This window comes from Streptomyces goshikiensis, from assembly GCF_014650555.1.
GTDB classification, from domain to species: Bacteria; Actinomycetota; Actinomycetes; order Streptomycetales; family Streptomycetaceae; genus Streptomyces; species Streptomyces goshikiensis.
The window spans coordinates 370,455-388,154 of sequence record NZ_BMVE01000006.1; the positions used below are offsets into that span (position 1 = coordinate 370,455).

Here is a 17,700-nt window from a genome sequence, read left to right on the forward strand (position 1 = left end):
GACCCTTCGAGACGGTCGGCACCGGCGCGGCGCCCCCTCCTGTGCGAGGGGTTTTTTCGTTTGGGCAGGCAGAGACGGCAGAGACGATCGATGGAGCTTCAGAAATCATGAGCGAGACGAACACCCCGGCCCCCGAGGCGGCCGAGGCGCACCGCTACACGGCTGCCATGGCCGCCGACATCGAGGCACGCTGGCAGGACGTATGGGACGCGCGGGGCACGTACGAGGCGCCGAACCCGACCGGTGACCTGGCCGGGGACCCCGAGGCCGTCGCGCGGCCCAAGAAGTTCATCATGGACATGTTCCCGTACCCCTCCGGTGCGGGCCTGCACGTCGGCCACCCGCTCGGGTACATCGCCACCGACGTCTACGCCCGCCACCAGCGGATGACCGGCCACAACGTCCTGCACACCCTGGGCTTCGACGCCTTCGGCCTGCCGGCCGAGCAGTACGCCGTGCAGACCGGCACGCACCCGCGCGTGTCGACCGAGGCGAACATCGAGAACATGAAGGTCCAGCTGCGCCGCCTGGGCCTGGGCCACGACAAGCGCCGGTCGTTCGCGACGATCGACCCGGACTACTACAAGTGGACCCAGTGGATCTTCCTGCAGATCTACAACTCCTGGTACGACGCGGACGCGAAGAAGGCCCGGCCGATCGCCGAGCTGATCGCCGCCTTCGAGGACGGCTCCCGTGAGGTCCCGGCCGGCGTCGCGGGCGGCCGCGCCTGGGCGGACCTGACCGCCGGCGAGCGGGCCGACGTACTGAACGAGTACCGGCTGGCGTACGCCTCCGACGCGCCCGTCAACTGGTGCCCGGGCCTGGGCACCGTCCTGGCCAACGAGGAGGTCACCGCGGACGGCCGGTCCGAGCGCGGCAACTTCCCCGTCTTCAAGGCCAAGCTGAGCCAGTGGAACATGCGGATCACCGCCTACGCGGACCGCCTGCTGGACGACCTGGACGCGCTGGACTGGCCCGAGGCCATCAAGCTGCAGCAGCGCAACTGGATCGGCCGCAGCGAGGGCGCGCGCGTCGACTTCGCGCTGGGCGAGGACGCGATCACCGTCTTCACCACCCGCCCCGACACCCTGTTCGGCGCCACCTACATGGTGCTGGCCCCCGAGCACCCGCTGGTCGACAAGTTCATCCCGGCCGCCTGGCCCGAGGGCACCCACGACGTGTGGACCGGCGGGCACGCCACCCCGGCGGAGGCCGTCGCGGCGTACCGCAAGCAGGCCGCCTCGAAGTCCGACGTCGAGCGGCAGGCCGAGGCCAAGGACAAGACCGGCGTCTTCACCGGCGAGTACGCCCTCAACCCGGTCAGCGGCGCGAAGGTCCCGGTCTTCATCGCCGACTACGTGCTGATGGGCTACGGCACCGGCGCGATCATGGCCGTCCCCGCGCACGACAGCCGCGACTTCGAGTTCGCGCGCGCGTTCGAGCTGCCGATGCGCTGCGTCGTCCAGCCGACCGACGGCCGCGGGACCGACCCGGCCGAATGGGACGCGGCGTTCGTCTCCTACGACGCGGAGCTGGTCAACTCGGCCGGCGAGGGCATCTCCCTGGACGGCCTGGGCGTCGCCGAGGCCAAGGCCGCCATCACCGACTGGCTGGCCGAGCGCGGCATCGGCGAGGGCACCGTCAACTTCCGTCTGCGCGACTGGCTGTTCAGCCGCCAGCGGTACTGGGGCGAGCCTTTCCCGATCGTCTACGACGAGGACGGCGTCGCGCACTCGCTGCCCGAGTCGATGCTGCCGCTGGAGCTGCCCGAGGTCGAGGACTACTCGCCGCGCACCTTCGAGCCGGACGACGCGCTGTCGCAGCCGGAGACCCCGCTGTCGCGCAAGGCCGACTGGGTCAACGTGGAGCTGGACCTGGGCGACGGGCGCGGCGTGCGCTCGTACCGCCGCGAGACCAACACCATGCCGAACTGGGCCGGCTCCTGCTGGTACGAGCTGCGCTACCTGGACCCGAACAACGCGTCGGCCCTGGTGGACCCGGAGATCGAGCAGTACTGGATGGGTCCCCGCGAGGGTCAGCCGCACGGCGGCGTCGACCTGTACGTGGGCGGCGCCGAGCACGCGGTGCTGCACCTGCTGTACGCGCGCTTCTGGTCCAAGGTGCTGTTCGACCTGGGCCACGTCTCCTCGGTCGAGCCGTTCCACAAGCTGTTCAACCAGGGCATGATCCAGGCGTACGTCTACCGCGACGAGCGCGGGTTCCCGGTCACGGCCACCGAGGTCGAGGAGCGCGACGGCAAGTTCTTCTTCGAGGGCGAGCCGGTCAAGCGCGAGCTGGGCAAGATGGGCAAGTCCCTGAAGAACGCCGTCACGCCCGACGAGATCTGCGAGGAGTACGGCGCCGACACGCTGCGCCTGTACGAGATGGCCATGGGCCCGCTGGACGTCTCGCGTCCGTGGGACACCCGGGCCGTGGTGGGCCAGTACCGGCTGCTGCAGCGCCTGTGGCGCAACATCGTGGACGAGGAGACGGGCGCGGTGACGGTCGTCGACGCCGAGCCCGCCGAGGACACGCTGCGCGCGCTGCACAAGGCGATCGACGGGGCCGGCGCGGACCTGGCGGCGCTGCGGTTCAACACCGCCATCGCGAAGATCACCGAGCTGAACAACGCGCTGACGAAGGCGGGCCGGCCGCTGGAGCGGTCCGTGGCGGAGCGGCTGGTGCTGCTGATCGCGCCGCTGGCCCCGCACATCGCGGAGGAGCTGTGGCAGCGGCTGGGGCACGGCGATTCGGTGGTGCACCAGGACTTCCCGGTCGCGGACCCGGCGTACGTCGTGGACGAGACCGTGACCTGCGTGGTGCAGATCAAGGGCAAGGTCAAGGCACGGCTGGAGGTGCCGCCGACGATCTCCGAGGGCGACCTGGAGAAGCTGGCGCTGGGCGACGAGGCGGTCGTGGCGGCGCTGGGCGGTGCGGAGATCCGCAAGGTGATCGTACGCGCGCCCAAGCTGGTGAACATCGTCGTGTGACCGCTTTAGGGGCCCTCTGAGGGTGATCCCGTACGGGCAGGTTGGGGGTTCGATGGGAACCCCCAACCTGCCCGTGGCGTTTACGGTGGAGGGGACGGAAAAAGGCAGGGGAAGGGGAGCCTCATGGAGGCCGGAGCGTTGGTCATCATCTTTGCCCTCTTGATGCTGTTCGCCTTCCTGGGTCTGGGGGCATGGGCCACGACGAAGGCGGTCGGCGCGGCGAAGCGCGGCGTGGACCGGACGATCACGCAGGCCCGCCGGACCGTCGAGGACACCACCCTGAAGGCCAAGAGCCTCGGCCAGATCGGGGTCACGGCGTCGCTGGCACAGCTGCGCCTGGACCTGCGGACGTCGATGCGGGCCACGCAGCAGGCCCTGCAGGACGGGGTGCGCTCCGACCCCTCGCTGAAGGAGTCCATTGGGCTGTTCGAGCGGCTGAGCGCGCACGGCCGCGAGCTGGATGACGAGCTGCGGCGCCTGGAACAGGAACCGGACCGCAAGCGGACCGCCGAGATGCTCCCCGAGCTGCGGGAACGTGCCGCCAAGATCAAGCAGTCGGCGGATTCGCTGCGCTGGGCCGCGCGGGAGCGGGCGCGCCGCTTCTCCGCGGATGAGCTGTCGTCGCTGTCCGATCAGATCGAGGTCGAGTCGGGGGCGCTGCGGGACTGGTCGCGGGAGCCGGCGGACGACCTGGCGGCCGCCGCGGCCGCCTGGGACGCGGCGCAGACCCCGCCGGGGGCTGCTCCGGGCCGGGGCGCGCAGGCGGAGCCGGGCCCGGCGGCGCTGAAACCGTCCGCCCCGGCGCCCTCGTACCCGTGGCAGAAGACGCCGCGCCCCGAGGCCACGACCTGAGGCGGCGGTCCGGGCGCTGACCGGGCCGGGGCCGGGGCCGGGGCCGAGCCGGGTGCCCGGCGACCGATTTCGCTCGGACGCGGGTTCGGGTTGCCCCGGGGGCGCGTGAGGCGTGTGTGCCGGTTCGGGTGGGCCCGGGCTGCCGTCGGACCGCCACGGGCGGTAACCTCCGGCTCATGTCCCGCCATGTCGCGATCGTCACCGATTCCACGGCCTACCTGCCCCACCCGGCGATGGCGCGGCACGGGATCACCTCCGTCCCCCTCACCGTGGTGCTCGGCGACGAGGCCTTGGAGGAGGGCACCGAGATCTCGGCCCGCAGCCTCGCCGTGGCCCTGCAGAAGCGCAGGTCCGTCACCACCTCGCGCCCCAGTCCGGAGATGTTCGTACGCGCCTACCGGGCGGCCGCCGACGGGGGGGCCACGGGCATCGTGAGCCTGCACCTGTCCGCCGAGTTCTCCGGCACCTACGACGCCGCCGTGGTCGCCGCCAAGACGGCCTCCGTACCGGTGCGCGTCGTCGACACCGGCATGGTCGCGATGGCCCTCGGCTTCTGCGCGCTCGCCGCCGCCGAGGCGGCCGAGGCCGGCGGTTCCGTCGACGAGGCCGTGGCCGCCGCCGAGAAGCGCGCCGCCGACATGTCCGCGTACTTCTACGTCGACACCCTCGACTACCTCCGCCGCGGCGGCCGGATCGGCGCCGCGCAGGCCCTGCTCGGCTCGGCCCTCGCGGTGAAGCCGCTGCTGACGCTGGACGGCGGGCGGATCGAGATGCTGGAGAAGGTGCGCACGGCCTCGAAGGCCATCGCCCGCCTGGAGGAACTCGCCGTCGAGCGGGCGGGCACGGCCAGCGTGGACGTCGCCGTGCACCACCTGGCGGCCCCGGAGCGGGCCGAGAAGCTGGCGCAGCGGCTGCGCGAGCGCATCCCCGGCCTGGTCGAGCTGCACGTCAGCGAGGTCGGCGCGGTGATCGGCGCGCACACCGGGCCGGGCCTGCTCGCGGCGGTCGTGTCCCCCCGCTGATCACCGGAACGGGTGGCCGGGATATCCACAACGCGGTGGTCATCCACCGGAATTGAGGGGTCCGAACGGGGATCGGGAGCGGCCCCTACCGTCGTGGCATGACGACTCGAACGCGTACTCCCCGACCGGCCGGCGCCACCAGTGGCCCCGGCCGCCGCCCCCTCTCCGACGGCCGACTGCGGCATCGCGGCGGTGCCCGCCGGGGTGCGGATCCGCACCCCGATCCCGTCGCGATGCGGCGCCGGGCCGAGGCCCTGCTGGGCGGCGGTGAGCCCGCCCCGCCGCGTCCCGCCCCGCCGCCTCCGGAGCCCGTGGAGCCTGTGGCCGAGCCCGCTCTCTTACGCGCCGCTGCCGCTGCCGCGCCGCCCGTGGCACCGCCTCCGGAGCCGGCGGAGCAGCCCGCGCCGGCCGCCCGGGTGCCCCGGAGCCTTGCCGTGCGGGAGCGGCTGCCGATGTGGCTGCAGGCCCGGTGCGGGGTGGAGCCGCGGGCGGTGGCCGCCGTGGGGGTGGTGCTCGTCGCCGCCGTCGGGTTCGCCGCGCAGCAGTACTGGTCGGGCCGCCCGCAGCCGGTGACCGCGCCGGCCGTGGTCGCCCCGGTGTCGGCGCCGGTGTCGGCGCCGACACCGGCCCCCGGGGCCGGGGGCAGCCGGATCGTGGTGGACGTCAGCGGCAAGGTCCGGGACCCCGGGATCCGCCGGCTGCCCGCCGGGTCCCGCGTGGAGGACGCGCTGGCCGCCGCCGGGGGAGTGCGCCCGGGTACGGACACCGGCGGGCTGAACCGGGCCCGGGTGCTGGTGGACGGCGAGCAGGTACTCGTCGGCGCCCCCGCGCCGCCGGTCCCGGGCGCTTCCGGGCCGGGGGCCGGGCCGCTGAGCCTCGGCAGTGCCACCGTCGATCAACTGGACGGCCTGCCCGGCGTGGGCCCCGTGCTCGCGCAGCACATCGTGGACTTCCGCACCGCGCGCGGGGGCTTCCGGTCGGTGGAGGACCTCCGCCAGGTGAACGGCATCGGCGAGCGCCGCTTCGCCGACCTCCGCAAGCTGGTGCGGCCGTGAACGGCCCGGGGGCGCGGGGGCCGGGCCCGGAGAGCGCCCCGGCGGACCTGCGGCTCGTGGCGCCGGCCGTGGCCGCCTGGGTGGCGGCGGCCCTCGCGCTCGACGCGCCGGCCGGCTGGACCGCTGCCGGGGTGGGGCTGGGCGTGACCGGCGCGGGACTGCTGATGCTGGCCGGCTGCCGTCGAAGCCCGCGGTCCCCGTGGCGGCCCGCCACGGCCGCCGCCGCGGCCCTGCTGTGCGCCGCCGCGGCGGCCGGGGTGGCGGGACTCCAGCGGGCCGAGGCACGGGCCGGGCCGGTGGAGGCGCTGGCCCGGGAGCACGCCCGGGTGTCCCTGGAGCTCACCGTCGCCTCCGACCCGCGCACCGTCGGCGGCGGGCAGGGGCCGCCGCTGCTGATGCTGGACGCGGTGGTGACCCGGGTGACCGAGCCCGACGGGTCGCGGACCCGGGTCGAGACCCCGGTACGCGTCCTGGCCGGGCATCCCGACTGGGCCCGGCTACAGCCCTCGACGCGGGTGGCGGTCGTCGCCCGGCTGGCCCCGGCCCGGGGCGGGGAGCGGGCCGTCGCGCTGGTCCGGCCGCCGGGCGGCACCCCGCCCGGGGTGAGAGGCGGCCCCGACGCCGCGCAGCGCGTCGCGGGGAGCCTGCGGGCCGGGCTGCGCACCGCCACCGAGGGGCTCCCGGCGGATGCCAGGGCCCTGCTGCCCGGGCTGGTGGTCGGGGACACCTCACGGGTCCCGCCCGACCTGCACGAGGCGTTTCGGGCGACCGACCTGCTGCACCTGCTGGCTGTGTCGGGCTCCAACCTGACCGTGGTCCTGTTCCTGCTCATCGGGCCCCCGGCCACCGCCCAGCACGCGGAGCGGCGTGGGCTGGCACCCCGGCTCGGGCTCTCCCTGCGGGCGACGGCCCTGAGCGGCGCGGCCCTGACGCTGGCGTTCGTGGTGGTGTGCCGGCCGGAGCCGAGCGTGCTGCGGGCCGCCGCCTGCGGGGCGGTCACCCTGCTGGCCCTCGCGACCGGGCGGCGCAGGTCCCTGATCCCCGCGCTGGCCGCCGCCGTGCTGTGCCTCGTGCTGTACGAGCCCTGGCTGGCCCGGAGCTACGGCTTCCTGCTCTCCGTCCTGGCCACCGGGGCCCTCTTGACCCTCGGGCCCCGGTGGAGCGAGGCCCTCCGGCGGCGCGGGGTGCGGCCCCGCCTCGCCGAGGCACTGGGGGCCGCCGCGGCCGCCCAGGCGGTGTGCGCGCCGGTCGTCGCGATGATCTCCGCCCGGGTGAGCCTCGTGGCGGTGCCGTGCAACCTGCTGGCGGAGCTCGCGGCGGGTCCGGCGACCGTGCTCGGCTTCGCGACCCTCGCGACGGCGCCGCTCTGCATGTCGGCGGCGCGGCTGCTCGCCTGGTGCGCGGGGGTGCCGGCCGGGTGGATCGCCGCCGTGGCGCGCGCCGGGGCGGGGTTTCGGGGCGCGGAGCTGGCCTGGCCCGGCGGGGTCACCGGAGGCCTGTTGCTGGCCGCCGCCACGCTGGCCGTGGTGGGCCTCGGGGGCTGGTTCGGCCGCCGGAAGTGGGCCTGCGCCGCGGTGGCCCTGCTGCTGCTCCTCGCCGTGCTGCGGCCGCCGCAGCTCACCCGTGGCCTCACCGGCTGGCCGCCGCCCGACTGGAGCTACGTCCAGTGCGCCGTGGGCCAGGGTGATGCCGCGGTGCTCGCCGTCGGCCCGGGCACGGCCCTGGTGGTCGACGCGGGCCCGGAACCGGGACCGGTGGACGACTGCCTGCGCATCCTGGGGGTGCGCCGGGTGCCGCTGCTCCTGCTGACGCACTTTCACGCGGATCACGTGGGCGGCCTCTCCGGGGTGCTGCGGGGCCGGGCCGTGGGTGTGATTCAGACCACCGCCCTGGCGGAGCCGCCCGGGCAGGCGGAGTCCGTCCGGCGGACCGCGGCGGCCGCCGGTGTGCCGGTGGTCACGGCGTCGGCGGGGGAGCGGCGGCGGGCCGGGCCGCTGGAGTGGGAGGTGCTCTGGCCGCCGCCCGAGGGCCCGCCGCCGGACGGCCCGAACGACGCGAGCGTGGCCCTGCTGGTCCGCGCTCCGGGGCTGACGCTGCTGCTGCTCGGCGATCTCGAACCACCCGCCCAGCAGGCCCTGCTGAAGGCCCGTCCGGAGCTGGGCCCGGTGGATGTGCTCAAGGTCGCCCACCACGGTTCCGCGCACCAGGACCCGGCCCTGCAGGCCCGGGTCAGGCCCCGGATCGCGATCGTTCCCGTCGGCGCGGGGAATCGCTACGGGCACCCCGCACCGGATACGCTCGCGCGGCTGCGGGCCTTGGGGGCGACAGTCCTGCGCACCGATACGGACGGCTCCGTGGCCATCTCCGGAAGCGGCGCGGGGATGAGGGCCTTTCCGGCCGGACGGCGCCGGATGCGGCGCGGGCATACCGGGCCGCACCGCTCTGTTTGCCCACAACCCGACAGCATGATCGAATGCGTTTTCGCCAGAGCGGTCCACGTTCATACAGCACGGGGGTGCATCAACCATGTTCGGACGTCGACGGGGGATGGAGACGGCCGGAAGTGCCAGCTCACACACATCCGCGACCTTGTCATTGCCGCCCACGGCGGGGCTCTTGAGCTGCCGGGTGCTGGACACCGTCCATCAGCCCATCCGGCAGGCCAAGTTCGAGGTGACCGACCCGATCGGGAGACGGATCGTCAGCGGCGAGACCGACCCGTTCGGCGGGCTCACCGCCGCCCTGCCGGAGGGCGAGTACCGGCTCTCCGTCACGGCCGAGGGCTACGCGCCGTTCCACGGGGCGACGCTCGTCGGGGACCCGGCGCAGCCGGGCACGGGGGAGATCATCCTCGACGCGGTGGAGCCTCCGCTGCTGCCCGCGCCGGGGCACTGGGAACTCGACCCGGCGCACTCCTCGATCGCCTTCACGGCGCGGCACATCGGCTTCGCCCGGATCCACGGCCGGTTCAACACCTTCGCGGGCGCGGTCCGGATAGCCGATCACATGGAGGACTCCTCCATGCACGTCATCATCGACGCGGCGAGCATCGACACCAGGCTGCGGATGCGGGACGACCACCTGCGGTCCGCGGACTTCCTGGACTCGGCCCGGTACCCGACGGTGGAGTTCTACAGCGAGCGCTTCATCCACCGGGGCGGCAGCCGCTGGGCCGTCGCGGGCGCCCTGACGCTCCACGGCGTGAGCCGCTCGGTGACCCTGGACACCCAGTACCTCGGCCTCGGCACGGGGCTGGAGGGCGAGCCCCGCGCGGCCTGCCGGGCCACGGCCGAACTGGACCGCGAGGACTTCACCCTGAACTGGCAGTCGGTGCTGGCCCAGGGGATCGCCGCGGTCGGCGGGCAGGTGGAAGTGGAGCTGGACGTCCAGATCGTCCACAAGGCGTAGGGCCCGGGCGCGGGCTCCTAGGGAGCCTCCAGCCAGCCCTCGTACTCGGAGGCGAGGGCGTCCAGGGCGGTCGGGTCGAGCCCTTCCCGCGGGTCCTCGACGACCACCAGCCACTGGGCGTCCTCCGCGTCGTCCTCGCCGGCCAGGGCGTCGCGGACCAGTCGCGGATCCTCGGACAGCCCGAAGCGGTCGACGACCTCCTGCGCCACCTCCTCGGCGGCGTCGCGGTCGGGCAGCACCAGTACATGTCGCAGGTTCACCCGACCATTCTCGGGCACGAGTCGGGCGGCGCCGGGGCGGGGGAGGCTGTCAGTGCGGCATGGGATGCTGGAGCCGATGGCCACCAGGAAGAACTCCACCGACGATCCGCTCGCTCCGCTCACCCTCGCGGTGGGGCAGGAGGACCTGCTCCTCGACCGTGCCGTGCGGGAGGTGGTGGCGGCCGCCCGGGCCGTCGACCCCGACACGGACGTCCGGGACCTCATGCCCGAGCAGCTCCAGCCCGGCACGCTGGCCGAGCTGACGAGCCCCTCGCTCTTCTCCGAGCGCAAGGTCCTGACCGTGCGCAACGCGCAGGACCTGTCCGCCGACACCGTGAAGGAAGTCAAGGCGTACCTCGCGGCGCCGTACGAGGAGATCACCCTCGTCCTCCTCCACGCCGGCGGAGTCAAGGGCAAGGGCCTGCTGGATGCGGCGCGGAAGGCGGGTGCCCGGGAGGTCGCCTGCCCGAAGATGACCAAGGCGGCGGACCGGCTCTCGTTCGTACGGGGCGAGTTCCGGACGCTGGGGCGGTCTGCGACCCCCGAGGCGTGCCAGACGCTGGTCGACGCGATCGGCAGCGACCTGCGGGAGCTGGCGAGCGCGGCGGCGCAGCTGTGCGCGGACGTCGAGGGCACCATCGACGAGGCCGTGGTGGGCCGCTACTACACGGGCCGGGCGGAGGCCTCCAGCTTCACGGTCGCCGACCGCGCGGTCGAGGGGCGGGCAGCCGAGGCCCTCGAAGCCCTGCGCTGGTCCCTGTCCACGGGGGTGGCGCCGGTACTGATCACCAGCGCGCTGGCCCAGGCGGTGCGGGCCATCGGCAAGCTCGCCTCGGCCCCGCGCGGGGCCCGCCCGGGCGACCTGGCGCGGGACCTGGGAATGCCGCCGTGGAAGATCGACCGGGTCCGGCAGCAGATGCGGGGCTGGTCGGCGGACGGAGTCGCGGACGCGTTGCGCGCCGTGGCCGCGGCGGATGCCGGGGTCAAGGGCGGCGGCGACGATCCCGAGTACGCCCTGGAAAAGGCGGTCGTGGCCGTGGCCCGTGCGGCGCGGCCGCAGCGGCGGTAGCCCTTCCGCCGGGGCGGCGCGGTCGCCTCGTCACGGGGGAGCCCCGTCGCCCGACCGGCCCCGGTCGACCGTCTGCCGTACGCCTGCTGCCGGGTGCTGGTGCGTGGTGGGGGCGCCGCGCGGGTTCACCCTCCCCGGCCTTCGCACGCCTCTCGTCTGCTGCGCCGTTGTCGGGGGCGCTGCCCCCGAACCCCCGCGCCTCAAACGCCGGCGGGGCTGGGTGGTGCGGCGGGGCCGGAGGGTGCGGTCGGGCTGGGTGGTGCGGCGGGGGGAAAGGCGAAGGCCCCGGCTGTCCCCCTGGGGAAGGAGGGCGGCCGGGGCCTTCGGTTACTGCTTGTGTTGCGCCGCACCCGCGTGGCGAACGCTTCGTGTGCGGCGCGGGGTGCCGGTCAGGAGTGGGAGAGAGGGCCCACTGGATCCCTACCCGGCTTTCGCATCAGGGAGCTCAGCCCTGCAGGGTGGCGACCTTGGAGGCCAGCGCCGACTTCTTGTTGGCGGCGGCGTTCTTGTGGATGACACCCTTCGAGACAGCCTTGTCGAGCGCACGCGCGGCGTCACGGGAAGCCACGGTGGCCTTCTCGACATCACCGGCGAGGACGGCCTCGCGGGCCTTGCGGATCGCGGTCTTGAGCGAGGACTTGACGGCCTTGTTGCGCAGGCGCGCCTTCTCGTTCGTCTTGTTCCGCTTGATCTGGGACTTGATGTTCGCCACGAAAGAGCCTTTGCAGGTTCAGAGATTTGATCTTCGGATTGTGTCCCGACAGCTGAGAGGGCATACGAGACACAGCTGCCCAGGCTACCAGGCAGGCTCCGACCGGCCCAAACCGAGCGCACTGCCCCGTCCATGGGACCATGGGAGCCTGCGTACAGATCCGACATCGCGCGCCGACGAGGGCGACGAGATTCGAACCTTCGCTCAGACTTCGTTCCGACCGCGACCCGAGAATCAGGACACTGCGTGCCCGCCATCCCCAGCCACGTGCCCGAGCCGAGCCGTACCGACCCGGCGCTGATCCGCAACTTCTGCATCATCGCGCACATCGACCACGGCAAGTCGACCCTCGCCGACCGGATGCTTCAGCTCACCGGCGTCGTCGACCAGCGGCAGATGCGCGCCCAGTACCTCGACCGCATGGACATCGAGCGTGAGCGCGGCATCACGATCAAGTCGCAGGCGGTCCGTCTGCCCTGGGCGCCCACCGAGGGTGAGGGCAAGGGCAAGGCGCACGTCCTGAACATGATCGACACCCCCGGGCACGTCGACTTCACCTACGAGGTCTCGCGCTCGCTGGCCGCCTGCGAGGGCACGGTCCTCCTGGTGGACGCCGCCCAGGGCATCGAGGCGCAGACCCTCGCCAACCTGTACCTGGCGATGGAGAAGGACCTCGCGATCGTGCCGGTCCTGAACAAGATCGACCTGCCGGCCGCCCAGCCGGAGAAGTTCGCCGAGGAGCTCGCGAACCTGGTCGGCTGCCAGCCCGAGGACGTGCTGCGCGTCTCCGCGAAGACCGGTGTCGGCGTGGACGCCCTGCTCGACAGGATCGTCGCCACCGTCCCGGCGCCGGTCGGCGTCAAGGACGCCCCGGCGCGCGCGATGATCTTCGACTCGGTCTACGACTCGTACCGCGGTGTCGTCACGTACGTCCGTGTGGTCGACGGCCAGCTCAACAAGCGCGAGCGCATCCGGATGATGTCCACCGGCGCCACGCACGAGCTGCTGGAGATCGGTGTCTCCTCCCCGGAGATGACCCCGTCCGACGGCATCGGCGTCGGCGAGGTCGGCTACATCATCACCGGCGTGAAGGACGTCCGTCAGTCCAAGGTCGGTGACACCATCACCAGCCTGCACAACGGCGCGACCGAGGCCCTCGGCGGCTACAAGGACCCGCGCCCGATGGTCTTCTCGGGTCTGTACCCGCTCGACGGCTCGGACTACCCGGACCTGCGCGAGGCCCTGGACAAGCTGCAGCTCAACGACGCCGCGCTCGTCTACGAGCCGGAGACCTCGGCGGCGCTCGGCTTCGGCTTCCGCGTCGGCTTCCTCGGCCTGCTGCACCTGGACGTGGTCCGCGAGCGCCTGGAGCGCGAGTTCGGCCTCGACCTGATCGCCACCGCACCCAACGTGGTGTACCGGGTGGTCATGGAGGACGGCAAGGAAGTCACCGTCACCAACCCGAGCGAGTTCCCCGAGGGCAAGATCTCGGACGTGTTCGAGCCGGTCGTACGGGCCACCCTGCTCGCGCCCTCCGAGTTCATCGGCGCGATCATGGAGCTGTGCCAGCAGCGCCGCGGCACCCTCCTCGGCATGGACTACCTCTCCGAGGACCGCGTCGAGATCCGCTACACCCTTCCGCTCGCCGAGATCGTCTTCGACTTCTTCGACCAGCTGAAGTCCAAGACGCGCGGCTACGCCTCGCTCGACTACGAGCCCACCGGCGAGCAGGCCTCCGGCCTGGTCAAGGTCGACATCCTGCTGCACGGCGACAAGGTCGACGCCTTCTCCGCCGTCACGCACAAGGACGCGGCCTACGCCTACGGCGTGCGCCTGGTCGCCAAGCTGCGCGAGCTCATCCCGCGGCAGGCCTTCGAGATCCCGATCCAGGCCGCGATCGGCTCCCGCGTCATCGCCCGCGAGACCATCCGCGCCATCCGCAAGGACGTCCTCGCCAAGTGCTACGGCGGTGACATCTCCCGTAAGCGGAAGCTGCTGGAGAAGCAGAAGGAAGGCAAGAAGCGGATGAAGATGGTCGGCTCCGTGGAGGTCCCGCAGGAGGCCTTCATCGCGGTGCTGTCCAGCGACGACTCCGGCGGCAAGAAGAAGTAGCGCCGTATGCGAAACAGGCCCCCGTGCGGACGCGCGGGGGCCTGTTTCGTTATGAATCGGCCGCCCGCTGGCCCTTACGCGCCAGGCGGAGGGCCCCTAGTCTGATCTCTGGTTACTCGCCGGTTACCAAAGCATCGAGTCACTGTTCAGCCCAGAGTCACTTGCCCAATGCAGGCCCTGCCGCGTGGTCCGGAGGACGTCCGTGAGCGACACACAGACCTTGATCGAGAACCGCCCGCCCACCGTGGCGGCCCTGTTCCTTGAGCGTGTCGCCGCCACGCCGGACGCGGAGGCCTACCGGTTCCCGGTCCCCGCGGCCGGCGGCGAGGGCCCCGACGAATGGAAGTCGCTCAGCTGGGGGCAGGCCGCCGAGCGCGTCTTCGCCATCGCGGCCGGTCTGGTCGACCTCGGGCTCGCGTCCGAGCAGCGGGTCGCCCTCGCCTCCGGCACCCGGGTCGAGTGGATCCTCGCCGACCTCGGGGTGATGTGCGCGGGCGGCGCGGTCACCACCATCTACCCCAGCACCAACGCCGAGGAGTCGGCCTACATCCTCGCCGACTCGGACAGCCACGTACTGATCGCCGAGGACGCCTCGCAGCTCGCCAAGGCCCGCGAGCGCCGCGCCGACCTGCCCGCGCTGTCGCACGTGGTGGTCATGGAGAGCGCCGACGCGATCGCGGCCGAGGGCGATCCGGAAGGCTGGGTGCTCTCCCTCGCCGACCTGGAGGCGCGCGGCAGGGAGTACCTCGCCAAGAACCCCGAGGCGGTCAAGGAGCGGATCGGGGCGATCACCGCCGACCAGCTCGCCACCCTGATCTACACCTCGGGCACCACCGGCCGCCCCAAGGGCGTACGGCTGCCGCACGACAACTGGTCGTACATGGCCAAGGCCACCGTCGCGACCGGGATGATCACCAGCGAGGACGTCCAGTACCTGTGGCTGCCGCTGGCGCACGTCTTCGGCAAGGTGCTCACCTCCGGCCAGATCGAGGTCGGGCACGTCACCGCCGTGGACGGCCGGATCGACAAGATCATCGAGAACCTGCCGGTGGTCCAGCCGACCTACATGGCCGCCGTCCCGCGCATCTTCGAGAAGGTCTACAACGGGGTCGCGGCCAAGGCCCGGGCCGGCGGCGGCGCCAAGTACAAGATCTTCCAGTGGTCGGTCGGCGTCGCCCGCGAGTACGCCAAGGTCACCCAGGACAACTACCGGCGCACCGGCAACGCCACCGCCCCGTTCGGCCTCACCACCAAGCACAAGATCGCCGACGCGCTGGTCTACTCCAAGCTCCGCGAGGCCTTCGGCGGCCGGCTGCGCGCCGCCGTCTCCGGCGCCTCCGCCCTGGCCCCCGAGATCGGCTACTTCTTCTCCGGCGCGGGCATCAACATCCTGGAGGGCTACGGACTGACCGAGTCCAGCGCCGCCTCCTTCGTCAACCCGGGCGAGGCCTACCGCACCGGCACCGTCGGCAAGCCGCTACCCGGCACCGAGGTCCGCATCGCCGACGACGGCGAGATCCTGCTGCGCGGCCCCGGCATCATGCAGGGCTACCACGGCCAGCCCGAGAAGACCGCCGAGGTGCTGGAGCCGGACGGCTGGCTGCACACCGGTGACATCGGCGAGCTGTCGCCCGACGGCTATCTGCGGATCACCGACCGCAAGAAGGACCTGATCAAGACCTCGGGCGGCAAGTACGTCGCCCCGGCGGAGATCGAGGGCCAGTTCAAGGCGATCTGCCCGTACGTCTCCAGCATCGTGGTGCACGGCGCGGACCGGAACTTCTGCTCGGCGCTGATCGCCCTCGACGGGCCGTCGATCCTGGTCTGGGCCGCCGAGAACGGCCTGGAGGGCAAGACGTACGCCGAGATCGTGGCCGCGCCGGAGACGAACCGGATGGTCGAGACGTACGTACAGACCCTGAACGCGGGCCTCCAGCGCTGGCAGACCGTGAAGCAGTTCCGGCTGCTGCCGCGCGACCTGGACGTCGAGCACGGCGACCTCACGCCCAGCCTCAAGCTGAAGCGGCCGGTCGTCGAGCGCGAGTTCAAGCACCTGATCGAGGAGATGTACGCCGGGACGCGCGAGGCGTAAACGACCTTCGGGCGGTGCGGGACAATGGGCGCATGCCTTCCGCACTGCCCGACGGTGAACCCATGCCCGAAGACGGCTCGCTGCCGTCGCACGCCCTGGCGGGTGCCGGGGACCGGCCGCTCGGGTTCTACCTGCACGTCCCGTACTGCGCCACGCGGTGCGGGTACTGCGACTTCAACACGTACACCGCGACCGAGCTGCGGGGCAGCGGTGGCGTGCTCGCCTCCCGCGAGAACTACGCCGACACCCTGATCGACGAGGTGCGCCTCGCGCGGAAGGTGCTGGGCGACGACCCGCGCCCCGTACGGACCGTCTTCGTGGGCGGCGGCACGCCGACGCTGCTGCCGGCCGGGGACCTCGTACGGATGCTCGCGGCGATCCGCGACGAGTTCGGGCTGGCCGAGGACGCCGAGGTCACCACGGAGGCGAATCCGGAGTCGGTCGACCCGCGGTACCTGGAGGAGCTGCGGGCCGGGGGCTTCAACCGGGTCTCCTTCGGCATGCAGAGCGCCAGGCAGCACGTCCTGAAGGTGCTGGACCGCACGCACACGCCGGGGCGGCCCGAGGCGTGTGTCGCGGAGGCGCGGGCGGCGGGGTTCGAGCACGTGAACCTGGACCTGATCTACGGCACCCCGGGCGAGTCCGACGACGACTGGCGGGCCTCTCTGGAGGCCGCGCTCGGTGCGGGGCCGGACCACGTGTCGGCGTACGCGCTGATCGTGGAGGAAGGCACCCAGCTGGCGCGGCGGATCCGGCGGGGCGAGGTCCCGATGACGGACGACGACGTGCACGCGGACCGGTACCTGATCGCGGACTCGGTGATGGCCGAGGCGGGGTACTCCTGGTACGAGGTGTCGAACTGGGCCACCTCGGAGGCGGGGCGCTGCCTGCACAACGAGCTGTACTGGCGCGGGGCCGACTGGTGGGGCGCGGGTCCCGGGGCGCACTCGCACGTGGGCGGGGTGCGGTGGTGGAACGTGAAGCACCCCGGCGCGTACGCGGCGGCCCTGGCCGGGGGGCGGTCCCCGGGGGCGGGGCGGGAGCTGCTGTCCGCGGAGGACCGGCGGGTGGAGCGGATCCTGCTGGAGCTGCGGCTGGTGGACGGCTGCCCGCTGGCGCTGCTGGCCCCCGCCGGGCTGGCCGCGGCCGGGCGGGCGCTGGCGGACGGCCTGCTGGAGCCCGGCCCCTACGCGGCGGGCCGCGCCGTCCTGACCCTCCGCGGCCGTCTCCTGGCCGACGCGGTCGTCCGCGACCTGGTCGACTGACCCCTCGCGGGCCCCGGCCGGGGCCCGCGAGGGCGGGTCAGCTCGTGACGTGGTCGATGAGGTGTTCCACAGCGCCGAGGAGGGTGGGCTCCAGGTCCTTGTACGACGTCACGCGGGACAGGATGTGCTGCCAGGCCGCCCCGGTGTTCTCCGGCCAGCCCAGCGCCCGGCAGATGCCCGTCTTCCAGTCCTGGCCCGGCGGGATCACCGGCCACGCCGCGATGCCCAGGGCCGACGGCTTCACCGCCTGCCAGACGTCCACGTACGGGTGGCCCACGATCAGGACGTGCGGGGAGGTCACCGACGCCGCGATGCGGGACTCCTTCGAGCCCGGGACCAGGTGGTCGACCAGGACGCCGAGACGGGCGTCCGCGGCCGGGGCGAAATCGGCGACGACGGCGGGAAGGTCGTCGATGCCCTCCAGGTACTCCACCACCACGCCCTCGATCCGCAGGTCGTCGCCCCAGACCCGCTCCACCAGCTCCGCGTCGTGCCGCCCCTCGACGTAGATCCGGCCCGCCCGCGCCACCCGCGCCCGCGCCCCGGGCACGGCCACCGAGCCCGACGCCGTACGGGCCGGGGCGGCCGGCCCCCGCGCCGGGCGCGTCAGGGTGACCACCGCCCCCTCCAGCAGGAACCCGCGCGGCTCCAGCGGGAACACCCGCCGCTTGCCGAAGCGGTCCTCCAGCGTCACCGTGCCCGCCTCGCAGGCCACCACCGCGCCGCAGAAGTCCGTACCGGCCACCTCCACCACCAGGCCCGGGTCCGCCGCCACCTCCGGCACGGCTCGGGCACGCTTCCACTGCGGGGTCAGGTCGGGGGAGTACTCGCGCATCCGGCCGACGGTACGAGAGAGCCCGTGC

The 17,700-nt window shown here is 73.1% G+C and carries 12 protein-coding genes and 1 pseudogene; 10 read left to right on the top strand and 3 right to left on the bottom strand.

Going from position 1 to position 17,700, the window contains the following annotated elements:
• Positions 1–107: 107 nt before the first annotated feature.
• The 6 genes and pseudogenes from leuS (at position 108) to IE248_RS20395 (ending at position 9,327) form a co-directional block, all read left to right on the top strand.
• On the top strand, positions 108–2,990 hold the full coding sequence (leuS, locus tag IE248_RS20370) for a leucine--tRNA ligase (protein WP_190031324.1): 2,883 nt from the start codon (positions 108–110) through the stop codon (positions 2,988–2,990).
• Positions 2,991–3,113: 123 nt separating this feature from the next.
• Positions 3,114–3,842, top strand: coding sequence for a hypothetical protein (locus IE248_RS20375; protein ID WP_008738906.1), 729 nt, complete (start codon positions 3,114–3,116; stop codon positions 3,840–3,842).
• 176 nt (positions 3,843–4,018) lie between these two features.
• The gene (locus tag IE248_RS20380) at positions 4,019–4,864 is read left to right on the top strand and encodes a DegV family protein (RefSeq protein WP_190031325.1); all 846 of its coding nucleotides are present in this window, start codon (positions 4,019–4,021) and stop codon (positions 4,862–4,864) included.
• Between the two features lie 98 nt (positions 4,865–4,962).
• A complete protein-coding gene (locus IE248_RS20385; protein ID WP_190031326.1) occupies positions 4,963–5,919 on the top strand; it encodes a ComEA family DNA-binding protein in 957 nt (318 codons plus the stop codon).
• Positions 5,916–8,309 (top strand): annotated as a pseudogene (locus IE248_RS20390) (ComEC/Rec2 family competence protein); the annotation flags it as partial. The gene IE248_RS20385 and the pseudogene IE248_RS20390, both read left to right, overlap by 4 nt.
• A gap of 136 nt (positions 8,310–8,445) precedes the next feature.
• The gene (locus tag IE248_RS20395) at positions 8,446–9,327 is read left to right on the top strand and encodes a YceI family protein (protein ID WP_073799461.1); all 882 of its coding nucleotides are present in this window, start codon (positions 8,446–8,448) and stop codon (positions 9,325–9,327) included.
• Between the two features lie 17 nt (positions 9,328–9,344).
• On the opposite strand, the gene IE248_RS20400 is transcribed toward IE248_RS20395, so the two are convergent.
• Positions 9,345–9,587, bottom strand: coding sequence for a hypothetical protein (locus IE248_RS20400; RefSeq protein ID WP_073773427.1), 243 nt, complete (start codon positions 9,585–9,587; stop codon positions 9,345–9,347).
• Positions 9,588–9,663: 76 nt separating this feature from the next.
• Between IE248_RS20400 and holA the strand changes: the two genes are divergently transcribed.
• Complete coding sequence (gene holA, locus IE248_RS20405) at positions 9,664–10,656, top strand: DNA polymerase III subunit delta (protein ID WP_190031327.1); 993 nt, start codon at positions 9,664–9,666, stop codon at positions 10,654–10,656.
• Positions 10,657–11,101: 445 nt separating this feature from the next.
• Here holA and rpsT read toward each other — a convergent pair whose 3' ends face one another.
• Positions 11,102–11,368, bottom strand: coding sequence for a 30S ribosomal protein S20 (gene rpsT / locus IE248_RS20410; protein ID WP_008738895.1), 267 nt, complete (start codon positions 11,366–11,368; stop codon positions 11,102–11,104).
• A 246-nt stretch (positions 11,369–11,614) separates the two neighbouring features.
• Here rpsT and lepA point away from each other — a divergent pair, with 246 nt between their 5' ends.
• From lepA to hemW, 3 genes are all read left to right on the top strand, one after another.
• Positions 11,615–13,480, top strand: coding sequence for a translation elongation factor 4 (gene lepA / locus IE248_RS20415; RefSeq protein ID WP_073799463.1), 1,866 nt, complete (start codon positions 11,615–11,617; stop codon positions 13,478–13,480).
• A 202-nt stretch (positions 13,481–13,682) separates the two neighbouring features.
• Positions 13,683–15,572 (top strand): AMP-dependent synthetase/ligase, encoded by a 1,890-nt coding sequence (locus IE248_RS20420; RefSeq protein WP_008738893.1) that lies wholly within the window; start codon positions 13,683–13,685, stop codon positions 15,570–15,572.
• A 32-nt stretch (positions 15,573–15,604) separates the two neighbouring features.
• Positions 15,605–16,837, top strand: coding sequence for a radical SAM family heme chaperone HemW (hemW, locus tag IE248_RS20425; protein ID WP_073799464.1), 1,233 nt, complete (start codon positions 15,605–15,607; stop codon positions 16,835–16,837).
• Between the two features lie 37 nt (positions 16,838–16,874).
• Here the strand turns inward: hemW and IE248_RS20430 are convergent, their stop codons facing one another.
• A complete protein-coding gene (locus IE248_RS20430; RefSeq protein WP_073799465.1) occupies positions 16,875–17,672 on the bottom strand; it encodes a DUF3097 domain-containing protein in 798 nt (265 codons plus the stop codon).
• Positions 17,673–17,700: the final 28 nt, after the last annotated feature.